Here is an 18,334-nt window from a genome sequence, read left to right as displayed (position 1 = left end):
ACCGGCGGGCCCGTCCTCGTCCGCTCACAGATCCAGCACCGCCCGCAGCGCCGCCTCCAGCTCGGCCTCCGGGTCGGCGACCGGTCCCGGCGAGCGCCAGGCGACGAAGCCGTCGGGGCGCACCAGCAGCGCGCCGCCCGGGCCGAGGCCGTGCAGCGCGGCGAAGTCCGTGCCCGGCTCCGGGGCCAGGTCGTCCTCGGCGCCGTCGCCGATCCGGTAGGCGTCCAGCGGGACGGCCAGCCGGTCGGCCGCCCGCCGGGCGCCCTGCTGCCAGGCCGTGCCCTCGGGGCCGGTGAGCAGCACCATCGCCTGCTCGTACAGGTCCAGCGTGGACAGCCGTACCCCCGCGCGCAGCAGCCACTGGTGCGGGGCGCGGCTGCCGGGTTCGCCGGCCGACTCGAAGGTCTCGGGGACGACGGCGCCCGCCGGGTCGGTGCCGAGCACCGCCCCGCGCGGGTAGCGGTAGCCGAGTGCCACGGCCAGCACCCCGGCCTGGCGGCCGACACCCGGGACCACCGCGTAGCCGGGGTGGCTGTGCTCGGCGGAGCGGGCCGAGGCGCGCTCGCTGGTGACCTCGGCGACCGGGCGGCGCTCCTGGCCGTAGGTCTCCAGCAGGCCGGGCCCGGCCCAGCCGCACAGCACGGCGGCCAGTTTCCAGGCCAGGTTGTGGGCGTCCTGGATGCCCGTGTTGGAGCCGAAGGCGCCGGTCGGGGACATCTCGTGGGCGGAGTCCCCGGCGAGGAAGACCCGCCCGGCGCCGTACCGTTCGGCGACCCGTTCGGCGGCGTGCCAGGGCGCCCGGCCGGTGATCTCGACGTCCAGTTCGGGCAGGCCGACCGCGGTGCGGATGTGCCGCTCGCAGCGCTCGTCGGTGAAGGCCTCCAGCGGCTCGCCGTGCTCGGGGTGCCAGGGCGCGTGGAAGACCCACTCGGACTGGTTGTCCACCGGCAGCAGCGCGCCGTCCGCCTCCGGGTTGGTCAGGTAGCAGGCGATGAAGTGACGGTCGCCGACCACCTCGGCCAGCCGCTTGGCGCGGAAGGTGATGCTGACGTTGTGGAAGAGCTCGCCCCTGCCGGTCTGGCCGATGCCGAGGCGGACCCTGGCCGGGCTGCGCGGGCCGTCCGCGGCGATCAGGTACTCGGAGCGCACCACCCGCTCCTCGCCGGTCTCCCGGCTGCGCAGCAGGGAGGTGACGCCCTCGGCGTCCTGCTCGAAGGAGACCAGCTCGGTGCTGAACCGCACGTCGCCGCCGAGCTCGCGGGCCGCGCGCAGCAGCACCGGCTCCAGGTCGTTCTGGCTGCACAGGCACCAGGAGCTGGGGCTGAACCGGGCGAGCCTGCCGCCTGGGTCGATCTCCCGGAACAGCCACTCCTGCTCCTCGCCGGTCAGTGAGGGCGCCTGGAGGATGCCGTGGTTCGGGGCGAGCACCGAGGCCGCCTCGCGAATCGCCGGCTCGATTCCGGCCACCCGGTACAGCTCCATCGTGCGGACGTTGTTGCCTCGTCCGCGCGGGTGATGCGAGGTGTCGGCGTGCTTCTCGACCAGCAGGTGTCTGACACCCAGCCGGCCGAGGAAGAGCGAGGCCGACAACCCGACCAAGGAGCCGCCCACGATCAGGACCGGCACCCGGTCGTCAACCTTCGGTTTCATCAATTGCTCCACCCTGTAAGGGGATTCCGCGGCCCGGCAGCTGGACTCGGCGCCGCCCTCGACGGGCCCGCTCAGCCGGGGGCCCCGCTCTTCCATCCCCCACCCGAGGGGGGCTGTGCCCCCTCTTCGCCCGGATGGCTCGCAAATCTCGCGCCGCGCCCGGTCGGCCGCTCACGATCGACCTCAGGCCTGGCGCCGACTGCCCCGGGCCGACCGCCACCGCACCCCCTCCCCCCAGGCCAGGAGCACCCGCCGGACGAGGCCCTCAGGGCCCGCCGCGAGCGGCCGAGAGCAGAAAGTGGATCATGACAACTCTGTCCGAACCGCAGCCGAAGCAGCACGAAGAGTCCGACACCCGGCTGAGGGTGGTGCTGATGCTGGAGATCCAGGACGGCGCCCAGCAGCGTTTCCTCGACGTCTACGAGCAGCTGCGCCACCAGGTGGCCGCGGTGCCCGGTCATGTCAGCGACCAGCTGTGCCAGTCCATCAACGACCCCCGCCAGTGGCTGATCACCAGCGAGTGGGAGGACCAGGAGACCTTCCTGGAGTGGGTGGACAGCCCCGCCCACCGCGAGATGGTCAAGCCGATGCACGGCTGCGTCAGCGACAACTTCCGTTCGCTGCGCTACGCCGTCCTGCGCCAGACCTCGGCGGCCGGCTCCACCGGCACCCGGGCCCCGATGGAGGTGCCGCCGGGCCTGCCGCGCAGCGAGCCCGCCGGGCACGTCGGCCCGCCCAGGGCCGAGCCGGGCCCGGACGGCGTGGTGCGCCACGCGCTGACCTTCACGGTCAAGCCCGGCAGCGAGTCCGAGGTCGCCCGGATCCTGTCCGCCTACGCCTCCCCCAGGGCCGAGGTGGACGAGCACACCCGGCTGCACCGCACCTCGCTGTTCATGCACGGCAACCGGGTGGTGCGGGCCGTCGAGGTGGTCGGCAACCTGGGCGACGCGCTGCGTCACGTGGCGATGCAGCCCGAGGTGCGGGCGGTCGAGGAGGAGCTCAACCCGTACCTGGAGGAGGCCCGGCAGTTCGGCGACCCGCAGTCCGCCCGCGCCTTCTTCGCCAAGGCGGCGCTGCCGGCCCGGCACCAGGCGATCGCCAGCTCCCCCTCCTCCGGTCGGCTGCACCGGCACGCCGTGCTCTACCCGGTCCGTTCCGGCCGCGGGCAGGCCGTCGCCGAGTTGCTCTTCGACCACGACAACCTGGCCACCGCCGACCCGACCGGCCCGGTCGCGGCGGCCACCGTCTTCCAGCGCGACGACACCGTGGTGCGCCTGGTGGACCTGCGGGTGCCGGCCGAGGCCGAGCCGGCAGCCGCGCTCGGCGTGGCGGGCGGGCAGGAGGCGGCCGAGCTGGCCGGGCTGCTGGACCTGGGGCCGGCCGACGACCTGCGCACCGTCGCCGGCCTCAGCGCGTTCCTCGCCGCCCACGCCATGAGCCCGGTCACCGACCGCAGCTCGCTGAGCGACTGACGCCCAGCCGATTCCCCTGGAGGAAACCATCATGACCACGCAGTACCCGCGGATCATCAACGTCGACGAGGCCCCGGAGAACCGCCGCCACGGCGCCGAGCTGCGCACCATGCTCACCCCTCCCAGCTGCGGGGCGACCAGCGGCTTCATGGGCCTGGCCATCATCAAGCCCGGGGAGCGGATCAACGAGCACTACCACCCGTACTCCGAGGAGTTCGTGTTCGTCGTCTCCGGCGACCTGGAGGTGGACCTGGATGGGAAGGCCCACCCGCTCAAGCCGGACCAGGGCCTGATGATCCCGATCAACATGCGCCACCGATTCCGCAACGTCGGCAAGACCGAGGCCCGGATGGTCTTCCACTGCGGCCCGCTCGCTCCCCGCCCCGACCTGGGACACGTGAGTACGGAGGAGTCCGCGACCTCCGGCCCGCCGGAACACGCCAAGGTGGGCTCGTGACCCGGCGCGTCGCCGTCACGGGGATCGGTGTGGTCGCGCCCGGGGGGATCGGGATCCCCGCCTTCTGGGACCTCCTGACGGCCGGCCGCACCGCCACCCGGGGCATCACGCTCTTCGACCCGACGGGGTTCCGTTCCCGGATCGCGGCCGAGTGCGACTTCGATCCGCGGGCCCACGGACTGGGCCCCGAGGACGTCCAAGGGGCGGACCGCTACGTCCAGTTCGCGATGGTCGCGGCCGCCGAGGCGGTCGCCGACGCCGGACTGGACCTGGCCGCCGAGGACCCGTGGCGGATCGCCGTCTCGCTCGGCACCGCCGTCGGCGGCACCACCCGGCTGGAGCACGACTACGCCCTGGTCAGCGCCACCGGCGCGCGCTGGGACGTGGACCACCGGCAGGCCGAGCCGCAGCTGCACCGGGCCTTCGCGCCCAGCACGCTGGCCTCCGCGGTGGCCGAGCGGGTCGGTGCGCACGGCCCGGTGCAGACCGTCTCCACCGGCTGCACCTCCGGACTGGACGCGATCGGCTACGGCTTCCAGGCGGTCGAGGAGGGGCGCGCCGACATCTGCGTCGCCGGCGCCTCCGATTCCCCGATCTCCCCGATCACCGTCGCCTGCTTCGACGCCATCAAGGCCACCAGCGAGCGCAACGACGACCCGGAGCACGCCTCCCGCCCCTTCGACGCCCACCGGGACGGCTTCGTCCTCGGCGAGGGCGGCGCCGTCCTGGTGCTGGAGGAGCTGGAGCACGCCCGCCGCCGCGGCGCCCGGATCTACGGCGAGGTCGGCGGCTTCGCCACCTTCGGCAACGCGTACCACATGACCGGCCTCACCAAGGAGGGGCTGGAGATGTCCCGGGCGATCGACCACGCGCTCGACCACGCCCGGGTCAACCGCACCGACGTCGACTACGTCAACGCGCACGGCTCGGGCACCAAGCAGAACGACCGGCACGAGACCGCCGCGGTCAAGCGCTCGCTGGGCGACCACGCCTTCGACACGCCGATGAGCTCGATCAAGTCGATGGTCGGGCACTCGCTCGGCGCGATCGGCGCGATCGAGGTGGTCGCCTGCACGCTGGCGCTGGCCCACGGCGTGGTCCCGCCCACCGCCAACTACGAGACGCCGGACCCGGAGTGCGATCTCGACTACGTGCCGCGCACCGCGCGCGAGCTGCCGCTGAGCCACATCCTCTCGGTCGGCAGCGGATTCGGCGGATTCCAGTCCGCCGTCGTGCTCAACAGAACGGGGTGAATGCCATGACGTCACGTCAGCAGGGCCGCCGGGCGGTGGTCACCGGCCTCGGCGTGGTGGCGCCGAACGGTGTCGGTGCCGACGCCTTCTGGAAGGCCACCAGGCAGGGCGTGAGCGTCCTCGACCGGATATCCCGCGAGGGCTGCACCGACATGCCGCTCAAAGTCGCGGGTGAGGTGCGGGATTTCGACCCTCAGTCGGTGATCGACAGTCGCTTCCTCGTACAGACCGACCGCTTCACCCACTACGCGATGGCCGCCGCCGACCTGGCGGTGGCGGACGCCGGGTTCCGGTCCGACCCCGAACAGCCCTACGCCGTCGGCGTGGTGACTGCGGCCGGATCCGGCGGCGGCGAGTTCGGTCAGCGCGAGCTCCAGCAACTCTGGGGCCAGGGGCCTCGGTTCGTCGGACCGTACCAGTCCATCGCCTGGTTCTACGCGGCCAGCACCGGACAGATCTCGATCCGCGGCGGCTACAAGGGGCCGTGCGGGGTCGTCGCCAGCGACGAGGCCGGCGGCCTGGACGCCCTCGCGCACGCCGCCCGCTCGGTCGAGCGCGGCACCGACGCCGTGGTGGTCGGCGCCGCCGAAGCCCCGCTGGCGCCGTACTCCGTGGTCTGCCAGCTCGGCTACCCCGAGCTGAGCCTGGCCGACCGGCCCGAGACGGCCTACCTGCCGTTCACCACGCAGGCCTGCGGCTTCGCCCCCGCCGAGGGCGGCGCGATGCTGCTGCTGGAGGACGAACAGGCGGCCCGGCGGCGCGGTGCCAGCGTCAGGGCGCACCTGGCCGGACACGGCGCCACCTTCACCGGGGCCTCCCGCTGGGAGAAGTCCCGGGAGGGGCTGGCCGCCGCGATCCGGAACGCGCTGGACGAGGCCAGGATCGCGCCCGAGGAGATCGACGTGGTCTTCGCGGACGCCCTCGGCGTCCCCGCCGCCGACCGGGCCGAGGCTCTGGCGCTGGCCGACGCGCTCGGTCCGGTCGCCGAGCGCGTCCCGGTCACCGCACCCAAGTCCGGCACCGGCAGGGCCTATTGCGGCGCCCCGGTGCTGGACGTGACGGCCGCCGTGCTGGCCATGGAGGACGGCGTGCTGCCGCCCACCCCCAACGTCACCGAGGTCTGCCACGACCTCGCCCTGGTGACCGGCCGCGCCCGCCCGTCCGAACTGCGCACCGCACTGGTGCTCAGCCGCGGGCTGATGGGTTCCAACTCCGCGCTGGTGCTCCGGCGCGGGGAGCGGCCCTGACTCCCCCGTACCCGATCCGCTGAACCTTCGAAGGGAAACCCGTGAGCACCACCCTCAGTTATCCCGAGCTGGCCGCCCTGCTCCAGGCCCGGGCCGGCGTCACCGTCGCCCCGGGCGACCTGGAGCAGCCGGGCGCCCAGTTCGACGAGTTCGGCGTCGACTCGCTCGGACTGCTCGGCGTCGTCGGCGAGTTGGAGAACCGCCACGGTCTCAAGGTCGCCTCCGGCGCCGAGTCCGCCAAGACCCCGTCCGAGTTCCTGGAGCTGGTCAACAGCTCCCTTTCCGCGAAGGCAGGCGCCTGAGATGTCCGGACACACCGACAACGAGATCGTCATCAACGCTCCGCTCGACCTGGTCTGGGAGATGACCAACGACCTGGAGAACTGGCCGGAGCTGTTCAGCGAGTACGCCTCGGTCGAGGTGCTGGAGCGCGACGGCGACCGGGTGCGCTTCCGGCTCACCATGCACCCGGACGAGAACGGCAAGGTGTGGAGCTGGGTCTCCGAGCGCGTCACCGACCGCTCCTCGCTCGCGGTCAAGGCCCGCCGGGTCGAGCCCGGCCCGTTCGAGTTCATGGAGATCCGCTGGGAGTACGCGGAGGTCCCGGCCGGCACCAGGATGCGCTGGATCCAGGACTTCGCGATGAAGCCCACCGCGCCGGTGGACGACGAAGGCATGGTCGGCCACATCAACAGGAACTCGCGGATCCAGATGCAGCTGATCCGCGAGAAGGTCGAGAAGCGGGCGGCCGAGCAGTGACCGGGACCCACCGCGCCCTGATCGTCGCGCGGATGAAGCCCGAGGCCGCCCCGGACATCGCCGAGGTTTTCGCCGACTCCGACCGGGGCGAACTGCCGCACCTGATCGGCGTCACCGGCCGCAGCCTCTTCCAGTTCGGCGACGTCTACCTGCACCTGATCGAGGCTGACCGCCCGCCGGGCCCGGCCGTCGCCAAGGTCCTCGGCCACCCGGAGTTCCGGTCCGTCAGCGACCGCCTGACCGCCTTCGTCCAGGCCTACGACCCCGCCACCTGGCGCGAGCCGAAGGACGCGATGGCACGAGAGTTCTACCGCTGGGACCGCTGAGGCCGGTCCCGTCTGGGCCCGCCCCCGGCCGTACGCCGGGGGCGGCCCCATGTGCGTGCCCTGGTACTCGCACGCACCGCGTTGGCGCGCGGACGCGTCACCCGTCTGCCAGCACCTACCATCCGGTCGCCCCCTGCGCCCGCGTCCACCGCCCGACACCAGCGCGTTTTCACCCGGATCGCCGGGGCATTCGGGTGAACACTCGCAGGACTCCACCCGAAGGGATCACCGTCCGTACCCGTGCCGCCACTCTCAGGTGGCAGGTGGCCGCGCCGTGGTTGACGGTGGATCAGACGCCACTTCCCGCGAGTCCCATGACCGGCACCCTGTCGGCGGTCGCGGTTCGCGCGTCGAAAGGATCGATCTCATGCGTTCTGCACGCACGCTGCTCGCCGGAGCGGCCGCCGCCGCCCTCCTCACCCTCGGCACTCCCATGGCCTTCGCCGACGGCTCCTCCTCGGACCAGGGCAAGAACCTCAGCTGGCAGGAGAAGTCCGACAGGGGCTCCGACGGCCGCGGCGACGAAGGCCACGAGGGCCACGAGGGCCGGGGCAACGAAGGCCGAGGCAACGAGGGCCGCGGCAACGAAGGCCGAGGCAACGAAGGCAGGGGCAACGAGGGCCGCGGCAACGAAGGCCGAGGCAACGAGGGCCGCGGCAACGAAGGCCGAGGCAACGAAGGCAGGGGCAACGAAGGCCGAGGCAACGAAGGCCGCGGCAACGAAGGCCGAGGCAACGAAGGCCGAGGCAACGAAGGGCGCAGCCCGCACGGCGGCGTGCACACCGGCGGCGGCGGTACGACGCTGTCCGGCGGTGGCCTCGCCTCCGGTGCTGTGCTGCTGATCGGCGGCCTCGGGGTCGGCGCGTACGCGCTGCGCCGCGGGCGCCGCGCGTCCGGCGCCGCTGCGGTCTGACGCCTACTACCGCCGCCTCTGGGCGCCTCCCCGACCGGGTGGGGCGCACGGGGGCGGCGGGCCTTTACGGAACAGGCACCTGACGAAGACTTCGAGCGGAGGACAGGAATGACTGGCGGTCCCGGCTCCGGAACGACCCGGCTGCTGCGCGGCGGGATGGCCACGGCGGCGGCCGGCCTGCTGCTGATCTACAACGCGGTGGACACCGAGCCGGGCACCGGCCCGCTCGCGGGGAAGGCCGCTCCCCCGGCGGCCGTCGCCCCCGCCGCCCCGGTCCCGTCGGCCACTGCCGGCCGGCCGGCGGCGCCCACCGCCGTCCGGCCGGCGGCGCCCACCGCGGCCCGGGGCGCACCGGCGCTCAAGCGCTCCAAGCCGACCCGACTGCGGATCCCGCAGATCGGCGTGGAGGCGCCCTTCACCGAGCTCACCCTCAACCCGGCCGGCCAGCTCAACGCCCCGCCGCCGGACGACAAGAACCTGGTCGGCTGGTACCGGGACGGCGTCACCCCTGGCGAGCGCGGCAGCGCGGTGGTCGCCGGGCACGTGGACACCACCAAGGGCCCGGCGGTGTTCCTGCTGCTGAGCCTCCTGGTTCCGGGCAACAAGGTCGAGGTGAGACGCGAGGACGGCACCGTGGCGGTGTTCACCGTCGACTCGGTGCAGACCTTCGCCAAGGACGCCTTCCCCGACCAGAAGGTGTACGGCAAGACCCCTGACGCCCAGCTGCGACTGATCACCTGCGGCGGCACGTACGACAAGAAACGGCGGGACTACCGGGACAACGTGGTGGTCTTCGCCCACCTGGAGTCCTCGCACAAGGCCTGACGCCGACACGTCCGACGGCCGCTGCTCCCCGGTGGATCGGGGAGCAGCGGCCGTCGTGTGCCGTCGGTGACCTCGGGCCCGGGGTGGCCCGGGTCAGACCCGGACGGTGGCCTCGAAGGCGTGCAGGTAGGGGTTGACCGGGCGGACGGCGACGACGTCGAGCCCGGCCTCCTCCATCAGCTCGACCATGCTCTCCTCGGAGTGCTTGGCGCCGCCGACGTTGAGCATCAGCATCAGGTCCATGGCGGTGGTGAAGCGCATCGACGGGCTGTTGTCGACCAGGTTCTCCACCACCACGACCCGGGCGCCGGGACGGGCCACGGCGACCACGTTGGCGAGGGTGCGGCGGGTGCTGTCGTCGTCCCACTCCAGGATGTTCTTGATGATGTAGAGGTCGGCGCGGACCGGGATCTCGATCCGGCAGTCGCCCGGGACGAGGCGGGCGCGGGCGGAGAAGGCGCCGCCCTCCTGCAGCCGGGGGTCGGCGCCGGCGACGACCTTGGGGAGGTCGAGGAGGGTGCCGTGCAGGGCCGGGTGCTTCTCCAGCAGGCTGGCCAGCACGTGGCCCTGGCCGCCGCCGATGTCGGCGACCGAGTCGATGCCGGTGAGGTCCAGGTACTCGGCGAAGTCCTGGGCGGACTGCCGGCTGGAGGTGGTCATCGCCTTGTCGAAGACCTTCGCCGAGTCGCCGGCGTCGCTGTGCAGGTAGTCGAAGAACTCCTTGCCGAACAGTTCGGGGAAGACGTTGCGCCCGGAGCGCACCGCCTCGTCCAGCTTCGGCCAGGCCTCCCAGGTCCACGGCTCGGTGCACCAGAGGGCGATGTGGCGCAGGGAGTTGGGGGCGTCCTCGCGCAGCAGACGGGACATCTCGGTGTGCTCGAAGTGGTCGTCGCGGGTCTCGGCGAAGAGCCCGTAGCAGGTGAGCGCGCGCAGCAGGCGGCGCAGCTGGCGAGGTTCGATGTCGAGCCGGGCGGCGAGTTCGGTGACGCTGGCAGGGGTGTCGTCGAGGATGTCGGCGACACCGAGCCGGGCGGCGGCGCGGACGGCGGCGGCACAGGCGGCGCCGAAGACGAGCTCGCGCAGCCGCATCGCGGCTTGGGGGGTGGCGTTGACGGGGGCGGTGGTCATGGATGGTCCTTCCCGATCGGGGGCGTCAGCAACGGCCGGACGGCTCGGAGACCGAGCAGGTGTTGCGGGTGAAGATGTTGGCGGCGCCGGTGTCGCGGTCGGCGAGGTCGGCCGGGCCGTTGCCGCTCAGCTTGTTGTCGGTGACGGTCGCCCGGGTGTTGGGGATGCCGACGGCGCTCTTGAACAGCACGATGCCGCCGGAGAAGTCCGTCCTGCCGACGTTGTCGTGGACCTCGTTGCCCGTGACCCGGGTGTCCTCGGTGCCGGTCAGCACGATGCCGGCGCCCTGGATGGCGCCGAGGCGCGGATTGGCCGGGCAGAACTTGTTGTTGGCGACCACCCGGTTCTTGCGGATGTCGAGGTCCCCGGCGCGGGGCACGCCCTCGTCGCCGACCACGAAGACGCCGCTGCAGTTGCCGCTGATCTCGTTGCCCTGGACGGTCAGCCCGCGCAGCCGGCGCACGGTGACCCCGACCCGGTTCCCGCTGAGCTCGTTGCCCTCGACCAGGGTGCCCCCGGTGTCGGGCGCGCCGCCCTCGCGGTAGGCGTAGTTGGCGAGGAAGACACCGGACTGGCCGTTGTCGGTGGCGCGGTTGCCGAGGACGACGGCCTTGGTGGACGCCTCCTGGCTGATGCCCTGCTGGCCGTTGTCGTGGACGTAGGTGGCGCGGACGGTCAGCCCGGTGGTGCCGCTGGCGTCGATGCCGTTCTTGGCGAAGCCGGTGACGGCGAGGGCCTCGATGGTGACGTCGGGCAGCGGGGCGGCCTCGGTGCCGGCCACGCAGAGGCCGTGGCCGGCGGTGGCGCAGGCGTTCTCGGTGCCGGCCCCGGGGGTGATCACGCTGGCCGGTCCGGCGCCGCGCAGGGTGAGGCCGGGGGTGGTGATGCGGACGCTGCCGCGGTAGGTGCCGGGGAACAGTTCGACGGTGTCGCCGGGCCGGGCGGCATCGACGGCCTGCTGGATCGATTCTCCCGGCTGGACGAGGTACAGGGTGCCGCCGGCGGCGTGGGCCGCAGGTGCGACGGCCAGGGTGGCGAGGGCGGTGGTCAGGGCGGTGGCGGCGGCGGTGGCCGCGGCGAGGTGGTGGACCCGACACATGGGCATGGATGGTGTCCTGATCTTTCGGCGCGCGCGGAAGGAGCGTCTGGCGGGTGGGGCGGTGGAGCGGTCTGGTGTTCGGGGAGCCGGCCCGACCCGCTGTGTGCGGGTGGTGACGGTCGGTAGTACGGCCGACTCGACGGTACGGGCGCACCGGAAGGGCCGCCACCAGGGCTGGGCTGCCGGACTGACGGAGTGTCGGCCACCGGAGGGACGCCCGGCGTGGCGAGCTCACCCGCCGGGACGCCGGGCCCGCGCGCCGCCCCCGGCCCGGCCCGTGACATCCTCGGGGCCATGAGCACCGTGCCCGTACCGTCCGTCGCCGCCCGCCGCAACCCGATCGGGGCCCACGTCCCGGTGGCCGGCCGCGGGCTGGCAGGGACGGGTCTGGCGTACGCGGAGAAGGTCGGCGCCGAGACGGTGCAGGTGTTCGTCGCCAACCCCCGCGGCTGGGCCACTCCGGCGGGCAGCCCGGCTCAGGACGAGGCGTTCCGCGCGGCCTGTGCCGAGCAGGGCATCCCGGCCTGGGTGCACGCGCCGTACCTGATCAACTTCGGCTCGGACAATCCGGCCACCCGGGAGCGCTCGGCCGACTCGCTGCGGCACTCGCTGCGCCGCGGCCACGCGATCGGCGCGCTCGGCGTCGTGCTGCACACCGGCTCGGCCGTCGGCACGGCCCCCGACGGCGGCTCGCGCCGGGCCGAGGCGATGGCGCAGGTCCGCGCCGACGTCCGGCCGTTGCTGGACGAGCTGGACGCACTCGGCGACGACGCGCCCTGGCTGCTTCTGGAGCCGACCGCCGGCCAGGGCAGCTCGCTCTGCTCGCGGCTGGAGCAGCTGGCCGAGTACGTGGAGGCGCTGGACGGGCACCCCAAGGTGGGCGTCTGCCTGGACACCTGCCACGCCTTCGCCGCCGGGCACGACCTGGCGCTGCCCGGCGGGGTGACGGCCGCGCTGGACGCCCTGGCCTCGGCCGCCGGTCCGGGCCGGCTGCGGCTGATCCACGCCAACGACTCCGAGGACGCGGTCGGCGCCCGCAAGGACCGGCACGCCAACATCGGCGCCGGGATGATCGGCGCGGAGCCGTTCCGGGAGCTGTTCGAACACCCGGAGACGGCCGGGGTGCCGCTGCTGGTGGAGACCCCGGACCGCAAGCACGGCGGGGACGGCACCGGCCATGCGACGGACATCGCGGTACTGCGGGAACTGCGCGAGCGGGCGGCCGTCACGCCCTGAAGCCTGCCGGCCCGCCGGCTGGTGACCGGCGGCTCTCCCGGGCCCGGCCGCGCCCTCGTCGGTCGCCGCCCGGGCAGGGCAGCAGTGGGCCCGGAGACCGCGAACGGCTCCGGGCCCACTCTCGGCTCGGCCGGATCAGCACTCGCCGGGGCAGTTGTCCTTGCTGTGCTCGTGGAAGTTGAACCAGCTGGCCTTCGGGCCGAACAGGCCGACGCTGGCCGAGCCCGACTCCAGGCTCTGGCCGGACTCATGGTGCGAGGCGTGCCAGTTCGCCATCGCCGGCGCCGGCGCCGCGAGAGCGGCGGCACCTGTCATGACGGCGATCACGGCGAGCTTGCGGATCTTCCCACGAAGCGACATCTGATGTCCTTTTGGTTCGTCTCTGGTCCTCAACCCACGCCCCCGAACGGCCAGTTCGACCGCCCGGCGGACCGGGCCACGCCCCACCGGGGAGGCGCCGCGCCAACGTTGGCACGCGAGCGCGCGGCCGGGGCGCACGCCGCAACCGCTCTGCGACATCCGGGTGACACATCTCCCCCGGCCGGACGAACACGGTCGTGCACCCGCATTCCCGGTCGAACGGCCTCGCGGGGCGCACGGGACGAGTGCCCGTACGACCGGTGTCCGACCGCAAGTCTTGCGGTGATCCGCCGGGCCGGATGAACAAATCCCGTCGATTTGGTGCGAGGTGCCGCCCGGTCCGAGCATGGACGGTCGCTCCACCGAGCACGAGCAGGACCACGAAAGGCGCACCACCCTCATGCAGACCAGCCCCGCCGCGACCCGGCAGGCGACCCGACCGAACAGCCCGGCCGGCACCGATCAAGCCGGCCCGGACCCGGCCACCCCCGCTCCGGCGCCGACTCCGGCGCCGACTCCGGCTCCGGCTCCGGCTCCGGCTCCGGCTCCGGCTCCGGCGAAGAACGGCCGCTTCGGGCTGCCGACCGCCACCGCGCTGGTGATGGGCAACATCATCGGCGGCGGCATCTTCATGATCCCGGCCGCCGTGGCGCCGTTCGGGACGGTCAGCCTGCTCGCCTTCGTCGTCCTCACCGTGGGCGCGATCGCCCTGGCGCTGGTCTTCGGGCAGCTGGCCCGCCGCACCCCGCGCACCGGCGGGCCGTACGTCTACGCCCGCGAGGCGTTCGGGGACTTCGCCGGCTTCCTGTCGGCCTGGTCGTACTGGATCACCACCTGGGTCAGCAACGCCGCGCTCGCCGTGGCCGCCGTCGGCTACCTGGACGTGCTGGTGCCGATCGGCCACGACACGGCGCTGGAGATCACCGCCGCACTGGCCTTCCAGTGGCTGCCCGCGCTGGCCAACCTGGCCGGCACACGCTTCGTCGGGGCGGTCCAACTCGTATCCACCGTGCTGAAGTTCATCCCACTGCTGCTGGTCTCGGTGGGAGGGCTGTTCTTCTTCGACCCGAAGAACGTCGGTCCCTTCGACGGCAACGGCCAGGGCTGGATGGGCGGCATGACGGCCGCCGCGGCGATCCTGCTGTTCAGCTACCTGGGCGTGGAGTCGGCCGCGATGAGCGCCGGGCAGGTCCGCGACCCCGAGCGCAACGTCGGCCGGGCCAGCGTGCTCGGCACCAGCGGCGCCGCCGTGGTCTACCTGCTGGGCACACTCGCCGTGTTCGGCACCGTCGCGCACCAGAAGCTGATCAGTTCCAGCGCGCCGTTCTCGGACGCCGTGAACGCGATGTTCGGCGGCACCTGGGGCGGGACGGTGATCGCCGTCGCCGCACTGATCTCGATGACCGGCGCGCTCAACGGCTGGACCCTGCTGGCCGCCCAGGCACCGTACGCGGCCGCCAGGGACGGGCTGTTCCCGGCCGCTTTCGGCAGGGAGAAGCGCGGCGTGCCGACCTTCGGCGTGATCGTCAGCGTCGCCCTGGCCTCGGTGCTGACCATCGCCAACTTCGCCAGCGGCGCCAAGGGCGCGTTCGACACGCTGGTGCTGGTCACCACCTTCACCGCGGTGGTGCCCTACCTGCTCTCCACCGCCGCCCAGTTGTACTGGCTGGTGCGCGGCGCCACCGACAAGGTCAACGGCGCCCACCTGGTGCGCGACGCCGTCCTCGGCCTCGGCGCCTTCGCCTTCTCCCTCTGGCTCCTGGCCGGCGCCGGCTACGCGGCCGTCTACCAGGGCGTGCTGTTCCTGTTCGCCGGGATCCTGGTCTACGTCTGGCTCGCCGGGCGCCGCCGTACCGGGTCGACCGAGGGCGCCTCCTGACCCGAACGCCCCGGTCGGCGGGCGGGTCGCCGGGGCGGGGCCTAGGTTGCGGTGCCAGGGGGCCATCGAGCGAAAGGCTGTTACTGGCATGGCCGGGAAATTCGAGCTGTACACGGACGAGAGCGGGATGCACCGGTTCCGCCTCAAGGCGAGCAACGGGTCCGTCGTGGTGACCGGCGACCCGCAGGAGAGCAGGGACGACTGCCTGAAGAGCATCGAGTCGATCCGCAAGCTCGCACCGTACGCGGAGCTCAAGGAGACGGCCGGATCGGCCTGAGGTTCGGACAGCGCTTGAGACGCGGGTCGGTGGTCCAAACCGCCGACCCGCGTTCGCCTGTACGACAGATCCCTTTGGCCGGGTGCACGCCGGGCGCGGACACAACACAGGCATGCGCGTCGCCATCGTCACCGAATCCTTCCCGCCCGAGGTCAACGGAGTCGCCCACAGCGTGCTGCGGACGGCCGAGCACCTGGTCCGCCGGGGCCACCGGCCCCTCGTCGTCACCCCCGCCCCAGCACGGGGCGCCCAGTGCCCGCCCCGGACCTTCGGCGCCGGCACCGAGGCGGAGCGGATCCCCGTGGTGCACATCCCCTCGATGCCGCTACCGGGATACCCGCAGGTGCGGATCGCACTGCCGAGCCGGCAGCTGACGGCCGCGCTCGCCGGGCACCGGCCGGACATCGTCCACCTGGCCAGCCCGTTCGTGCTCGGTGCGCGCGGGATGCAGGTCGCGTCGCGGCTGGGGGTGCCGGCCGTCGCCGTGTACCAGACCGACCTCGCCGGGTACGCCCACGCCTACCGGGCCGGGCGGGGCCTCGGGGAGGCCGCGGCCTGGCGGCGGATCCGGGCCGTGCACCGGGCCGCCGCCCGCACCCTGGCGCCGTCCACTCCGGCCGCGCAGGACCTGACCGCCCACGGGGTGCCCCGGGTGCAGCTGTGGCCGCGCGGGGTGGACTCGGTGCGCTTCCACCCGCGCCACCGCGACGAGGCGCTGCACCGGGCGCTCGCCCCGGGCGGGGAGGTGCTGGTCGGGTACGTCGGACGGCTGGCGCCCGAGAAGCGGGTGGACCTGCTGGCGGCCGCCTCCGCCCTGCCCGGGGTGCGGGTGGTGGTGGTCGGGGACGGGCTGTCGGCGCCCGGGCTGAAGACCTCGATGCCCGGCGCGGTGTTCCTCGGCCGCCGCACCGGCGAGGAACTGGCCCGCTGTTTCGCCACCCTGGACGTGTTCGCGCACACCGGCCCGCTGGAGACCTTCTGCCAGACCATCCAGGAGGCGATGGCCAGCGGCGTACCGGTGATCGGTCCGGCGGCCGGCGGCCCGCTCGACCTGGTCGCCCACCACCGCACCGGACTGCTGGTGCCACCCCGGGACGGCGCGGCGGTGGCCCGGGCGGTGGCCGAGCTGGCCGCCGACCCGGACCGGCGGGCACGGTACGGGCAGGCCGGACGGGCCGAGGTGACCGCCCGGACCTGGGAAGCGGTCGGGGACCTGCTGCTGCGGCACTACGCCGAGGTGCTGGCGGAGCACCGGGGGCTGCCCGTTCCCCTCCCTCCGCCGGGGGCGGCTCCGGCCGAGCCGGTGGCACCGGTCCTGCCGGAGGAACTGCCGGCATGACCCCCCTGTCCCGTACCGGGCCGTTGACGATCGTGCGGCTCGCCAACTTCGTCACCCCGGTCTCCGGCGGTCTGCGCACCGCGCTGCGCCACCTGGGCGCCGGCTACCGGGCGGCCGGGCACCGGCCGGTGCTGATCGTGCCCGGTGAACGGCGCTCGGAGGAGGAGACCGAACAGGGCCTGGTGATCACCCTGCCCGGCCCGGAGCTGCCCGCCACAGGCGGCTACCGGCTGCTCACCGACCGGCGGGCGGTGGCCGCCGAACTCACCCGGCTCAGCCCCGACCGACTGGAGGTCTCCGACCGTACGACCCTGCGCTGGACCGGCGGCTGGGCCCGGCGGCACGGCGTCCGCTCGGTGATGGTCTCGCACGAGAGCGCCACCGGGGTGCTGCGCACCTGGGGCGTACCCGGTCCGCTCGCCACCGCGGCCGCCGACCGGCTCAACGCCGCCACAGCCCGCGCCTACGACTCGGTGCTGTGCACCACCGACTGGGCCGCCGCGGAGTTCCGGCGGATCGGCGTGCCCAACCTGGTCCGGGCCCCGCTCGGGGTGGACCTGGCGGCGATGCGGCCGCTGCCGGCCGCCGCCCGGGCGGTGCGGCGGGCCCGGTACGCGGCGCCCGAGGACGTCCTGCTCGTCCTCTGCTCCCGCCTCTCCGCGGAGAAGCGGCCCGAGCGCGCCGTCGAGGCGCTGACCCGACTGCGGGCGCGCGGGCTGCCCGCCGTCCTGGTGGTGGCCGGGACCGGCCCGCTGCGGGAGCGGCTGGCCGCCCGGGCCGCGCGGCTGCGACTGCCGGTGCGCTTCCTCGGGCACCTCGACGGGCGCGCGGAACTGGCCGGACTGCTGGGCAGCGCGGACGTGGTGCTGGCGCCCGGACCGGTGGAGACCTTCGGGCTGGCCGCGATGGAGGCGCTGGCCTGCGGCACCCCGGTCGTGGTCAGCCGCTCCTCCGCGCTGCCCGGACTGATCGGCAGCGCCGGGGTGGCGGCCGTCGACACCGGTGCCGGATTCGCCGGCGCCGTCCGGCAGTTGCTGGCCCGGCCGGAGGAGGCGCGGCGGGCGGCCGCCCGGGCACAGGCCGAACGGTACGGCTGGCCGGCGGCGGTGGAGGCCTTCCTGGTCGCGCACGGGGTGCGGAACTCCGGCGCGGCAGTGGCGGTACGGGACCCGGCCGGGGCGGAGGGGGACGGGGATGAGCCTGCTGGACGCCGGGCCTGACCGGTCGGCGGAGGACCGGCCGGCGGCCGGCGAACTGCTGCGCTTCGTCGCGCTCGGGGACTCACTGACGGAGGGGGTCGGGGACCAGGTCGCCGCGCGGTGGCGCGGCTGGGCCGCCGTCCTCGCCCGGTCGTTGGCACCCGAGGGGCGGGCGGCCGAGGGACGAGCGGTCGAGTTCACCAACCTGGCGTACAGCGGAGCCCTCACCGTGGATCTGGCAACGCGTCAGCTTCCGGCGGCGCTGGCCCGGCGGCCCCAGCTGGCGGCGGTCCTGGTCGGCGGCAACGACACCCTGCGGACCGGGTTCGACATCCGGCGCACCGCCCTGGAGCTGGACGCCACCCTGGGCGAACTCTCCCGCTGCGGCGCCGTCTTGCTGACCGCCTGCCTGCCCGACCCCGGCACGCTGCTCCGGCTCCCCGCACCGCTCGCCCGGCCACTGGCCCGGCGGATGCGGGCGGTCAACACCGTGGTGCACGCCCTCACCGTTCGGCACCGGGCGATCCACCTCCACATCGCCGAACTGCCCTGGTGCACCCAGCGCGGACTGCTGAGCGTCGACCGCCTCCACCCGAGCGCCCAGGGCCACCATCTGATCGCCCGCCGCTTCCACGAGCTGCTCACCGCGGCCGGCCACCCCCTGGGCCCGCCACCCGTCGCCGAGCCCGCCGAACCCCCACCGGGCCTGGCCGCCGACCTGTGGTGGATGGCCACTCAGGGCACCCGCTGGGTCGCTGCCCGCAGCACCGACCTGCTGCCGGGCCTGCTCGCCCTGGCGGCCGCCGAGGGCACCGCCCGGCTGCGCGGCTCCAGCGGGCGGCACGACGAACAGATGGCCCGGGCGACGGCCCAGGCCCTGGCGGGGCTGGGTTGACGGCTTCCGGCCGGGCGCCC

General features: G+C 74.0%; 19 protein-coding genes. 15 read left to right on the top strand and 4 right to left on the bottom strand.

Going from position 1 to position 18,334, the window contains the following annotated elements:
- Nucleotides 1–24 precede the first annotated feature (24 nt).
- The gene (locus tag ACH4J0_RS16755; RefSeq protein WP_396240684.1) at nucleotides 25–1,650 is read right to left on the bottom strand and encodes an FAD-dependent oxidoreductase; all 1,626 of its coding nucleotides are present in this window, start codon (nucleotides 1,648–1,650) and stop codon (nucleotides 25–27) included.
- Nucleotides 1,651–1,955: 305 nt separating this feature from the next.
- Here ACH4J0_RS16755 and ACH4J0_RS16750 point away from each other — a divergent pair, with 305 nt between their 5' ends.
- The 9 genes from ACH4J0_RS16750 (at nucleotide 1,956) to ACH4J0_RS16710 (ending at nucleotide 8,902) form a co-directional block, all read left to right on the top strand.
- Nucleotides 1,956–3,122 (top strand): SchA/CurD-like domain-containing protein, encoded by a 1,167-nt coding sequence (locus ACH4J0_RS16750; protein ID WP_396240682.1) that lies wholly within the window; start codon nucleotides 1,956–1,958, stop codon nucleotides 3,120–3,122.
- A gap of 31 nt (nucleotides 3,123–3,153) precedes the next feature.
- Nucleotides 3,154–3,579, top strand: coding sequence for a cupin domain-containing protein (locus tag ACH4J0_RS16745; RefSeq protein ID WP_396240680.1), 426 nt, complete (start codon nucleotides 3,154–3,156; stop codon nucleotides 3,577–3,579).
- Complete coding sequence (locus ACH4J0_RS16740; protein WP_396240678.1) at nucleotides 3,576–4,832, top strand: beta-ketoacyl-[acyl-carrier-protein] synthase family protein; 1,257 nt, start codon at nucleotides 3,576–3,578, stop codon at nucleotides 4,830–4,832. The genes ACH4J0_RS16745 and ACH4J0_RS16740 overlap by 4 nt, the downstream gene beginning before the upstream one ends.
- 5 nt (nucleotides 4,833–4,837) lie before the next feature.
- Nucleotides 4,838–6,079 (top strand): beta-ketoacyl synthase N-terminal-like domain-containing protein, encoded by a 1,242-nt coding sequence (locus ACH4J0_RS16735; RefSeq protein WP_396240676.1) that lies wholly within the window; start codon nucleotides 4,838–4,840, stop codon nucleotides 6,077–6,079.
- Nucleotides 6,080–6,120: 41 nt separating this feature from the next.
- Nucleotides 6,121–6,381: an acyl carrier protein gene (locus tag ACH4J0_RS16730; RefSeq protein WP_396240674.1), complete on the top strand. Its 261-nt coding sequence runs from the start codon at nucleotides 6,121–6,123 to the stop codon at nucleotides 6,379–6,381.
- A 1-nt stretch (nucleotide 6,382) separates the two neighbouring features.
- A complete protein-coding gene (locus ACH4J0_RS16725) occupies nucleotides 6,383–6,838 on the top strand; it encodes an SRPBCC family protein (protein ID WP_396240672.1) in 456 nt (151 codons plus the stop codon).
- Nucleotides 6,835–7,164, top strand: coding sequence for a TcmI family type II polyketide cyclase (locus ACH4J0_RS16720; protein ID WP_396240670.1), 330 nt, complete (start codon nucleotides 6,835–6,837; stop codon nucleotides 7,162–7,164). Before ACH4J0_RS16725 ends, ACH4J0_RS16720 begins: the two co-directional genes overlap by 4 nt.
- A gap of 367 nt (nucleotides 7,165–7,531) precedes the next feature.
- On the top strand, nucleotides 7,532–8,077 hold the full coding sequence (locus tag ACH4J0_RS16715) for a hypothetical protein (protein ID WP_396240668.1): 546 nt from the start codon (nucleotides 7,532–7,534) through the stop codon (nucleotides 8,075–8,077).
- A 108-nt stretch (nucleotides 8,078–8,185) separates the two neighbouring features.
- Entirely contained in the window at nucleotides 8,186–8,902 is a 717-nt protein-coding gene (locus ACH4J0_RS16710) for a class F sortase (protein WP_396240666.1), read from the top strand.
- Nucleotides 8,903–8,995: 93 nt separating this feature from the next.
- Here the strand turns inward: ACH4J0_RS16710 and ACH4J0_RS16705 are convergent, their stop codons facing one another.
- Complete coding sequence (locus tag ACH4J0_RS16705) at nucleotides 8,996–10,030, bottom strand: methyltransferase (protein WP_396240664.1); 1,035 nt, start codon at nucleotides 10,028–10,030, stop codon at nucleotides 8,996–8,998.
- 25 nt (nucleotides 10,031–10,055) lie between these two features.
- The gene (locus ACH4J0_RS16700; RefSeq protein WP_396240948.1) at nucleotides 10,056–11,129 is read right to left on the bottom strand and encodes a nitrous oxide reductase family maturation protein NosD; all 1,074 of its coding nucleotides are present in this window, start codon (nucleotides 11,127–11,129) and stop codon (nucleotides 10,056–10,058) included.
- 294 nt (nucleotides 11,130–11,423) lie between these two features.
- Here ACH4J0_RS16700 and ACH4J0_RS16695 point away from each other — a divergent pair, with 294 nt between their 5' ends.
- Entirely contained in the window at nucleotides 11,424–12,365 is a 942-nt protein-coding gene (locus ACH4J0_RS16695) for a deoxyribonuclease IV (protein ID WP_396240662.1), read from the top strand.
- Nucleotides 12,366–12,500: 135 nt separating this feature from the next.
- On the opposite strand, the gene ACH4J0_RS16690 is transcribed toward ACH4J0_RS16695, so the two are convergent.
- On the bottom strand, nucleotides 12,501–12,725 hold the full coding sequence (locus ACH4J0_RS16690) for a hypothetical protein (protein ID WP_396240660.1): 225 nt from the start codon (nucleotides 12,723–12,725) through the stop codon (nucleotides 12,501–12,503).
- 346 nt (nucleotides 12,726–13,071) lie between these two features.
- On the opposite strand from ACH4J0_RS16690, the gene ACH4J0_RS16685 reads away from it, so the two are divergent.
- From ACH4J0_RS16685 to ACH4J0_RS16665, 5 genes are all read left to right on the top strand, one after another.
- Nucleotides 13,072–14,604 carry an amino acid permease gene (locus ACH4J0_RS16685; RefSeq protein WP_396240658.1) on the top strand — a complete coding sequence of 511 codons (1,533 nt, stop codon included), beginning with the start codon at nucleotides 13,072–13,074 and terminating at the stop codon, nucleotides 14,602–14,604.
- An 88-nt stretch (nucleotides 14,605–14,692) separates the two neighbouring features.
- Nucleotides 14,693–14,881: a YegP family protein gene (locus ACH4J0_RS16680; protein ID WP_396240656.1), complete on the top strand. Its 189-nt coding sequence runs from the start codon at nucleotides 14,693–14,695 to the stop codon at nucleotides 14,879–14,881.
- A gap of 112 nt (nucleotides 14,882–14,993) precedes the next feature.
- Entirely contained in the window at nucleotides 14,994–16,220 is a 1,227-nt protein-coding gene (locus ACH4J0_RS16675; protein ID WP_396240654.1) for a glycosyltransferase family 4 protein, read from the top strand.
- Nucleotides 16,217–17,440 (top strand): glycosyltransferase, encoded by a 1,224-nt coding sequence (locus tag ACH4J0_RS16670; protein ID WP_396240652.1) that lies wholly within the window; start codon nucleotides 16,217–16,219, stop codon nucleotides 17,438–17,440. Before ACH4J0_RS16675 ends, ACH4J0_RS16670 begins: the two co-directional genes overlap by 4 nt.
- Complete coding sequence (locus ACH4J0_RS16665) at nucleotides 17,415–18,314, top strand: SGNH/GDSL hydrolase family protein (protein WP_396240650.1); 900 nt, start codon at nucleotides 17,415–17,417, stop codon at nucleotides 18,312–18,314. The genes ACH4J0_RS16670 and ACH4J0_RS16665 overlap by 26 nt, the downstream gene beginning before the upstream one ends.
- The last annotated feature ends 20 nt before the right edge of the window (nucleotides 18,315–18,334 follow it).

Source organism: Kitasatospora sp. NPDC017646 (assembly GCF_044329365.1).
Taxonomy (GTDB): Bacteria; Actinomycetota; Actinomycetes; order Streptomycetales; family Streptomycetaceae; genus Kitasatospora.
Note: the sequence above shows the minus strand (reverse complement) of the source record. Positions and strands in the feature narration are given on the sequence as shown.

Coding starts and splice junctions, on each gene's coding strand:
- ACH4J0_RS16745 (WP_396240680.1), top strand. CDS start 3,154: ATGACCACGCAGTACCCGCGGATCATCAACGTCGACGAGGCCCCGGAG.
- ACH4J0_RS16675 (WP_396240654.1), top strand. CDS start 14,994: ATGCGCGTCGCCATCGTCACCGAATCCTTCCCGCCCGAGGTCAACGGA.
- ACH4J0_RS16710 (WP_396240666.1), top strand. CDS start 8,186: ATGACTGGCGGTCCCGGCTCCGGAACGACCCGGCTGCTGCGCGGCGGG.
- ACH4J0_RS16695 (WP_396240662.1), top strand. CDS start 11,424: ATGAGCACCGTGCCCGTACCGTCCGTCGCCGCCCGCCGCAACCCGATC.
- ACH4J0_RS16755 (WP_396240684.1), bottom strand. CDS start 1,650: ATGAAACCGAAGGTTGACGACCGGGTGCCGGTCCTGATCGTGGGCGGC.
- ACH4J0_RS16700 (WP_396240948.1), bottom strand. CDS start 11,129: ATGTGTCGGGTCCACCACCTCGCCGCGGCCACCGCCGCCGCCACCGCC.
- ACH4J0_RS16715 (WP_396240668.1), top strand. CDS start 7,532: ATGCGTTCTGCACGCACGCTGCTCGCCGGAGCGGCCGCCGCCGCCCTC.
- ACH4J0_RS16685 (WP_396240658.1), top strand. CDS start 13,072: ATGGACGGTCGCTCCACCGAGCACGAGCAGGACCACGAAAGGCGCACC.
- ACH4J0_RS16750 (WP_396240682.1), top strand. CDS start 1,956: ATGACAACTCTGTCCGAACCGCAGCCGAAGCAGCACGAAGAGTCCGAC.
- ACH4J0_RS16665 (WP_396240650.1), top strand. CDS start 17,415: ATGAGCCTGCTGGACGCCGGGCCTGACCGGTCGGCGGAGGACCGGCCG.
- ACH4J0_RS16725 (WP_396240672.1), top strand. CDS start 6,383: ATGTCCGGACACACCGACAACGAGATCGTCATCAACGCTCCGCTCGAC.
- ACH4J0_RS16670 (WP_396240652.1), top strand. CDS start 16,217: ATGACCCCCCTGTCCCGTACCGGGCCGTTGACGATCGTGCGGCTCGCC.
- ACH4J0_RS16680 (WP_396240656.1), top strand. CDS start 14,693: ATGGCCGGGAAATTCGAGCTGTACACGGACGAGAGCGGGATGCACCGG.
- ACH4J0_RS16735 (WP_396240676.1), top strand. CDS start 4,838: ATGACGTCACGTCAGCAGGGCCGCCGGGCGGTGGTCACCGGCCTCGGC.
- ACH4J0_RS16690 (WP_396240660.1), bottom strand. CDS start 12,725: ATGTCGCTTCGTGGGAAGATCCGCAAGCTCGCCGTGATCGCCGTCATG.
- ACH4J0_RS16705 (WP_396240664.1), bottom strand. CDS start 10,030: ATGACCACCGCCCCCGTCAACGCCACCCCCCAAGCCGCGATGCGGCTG.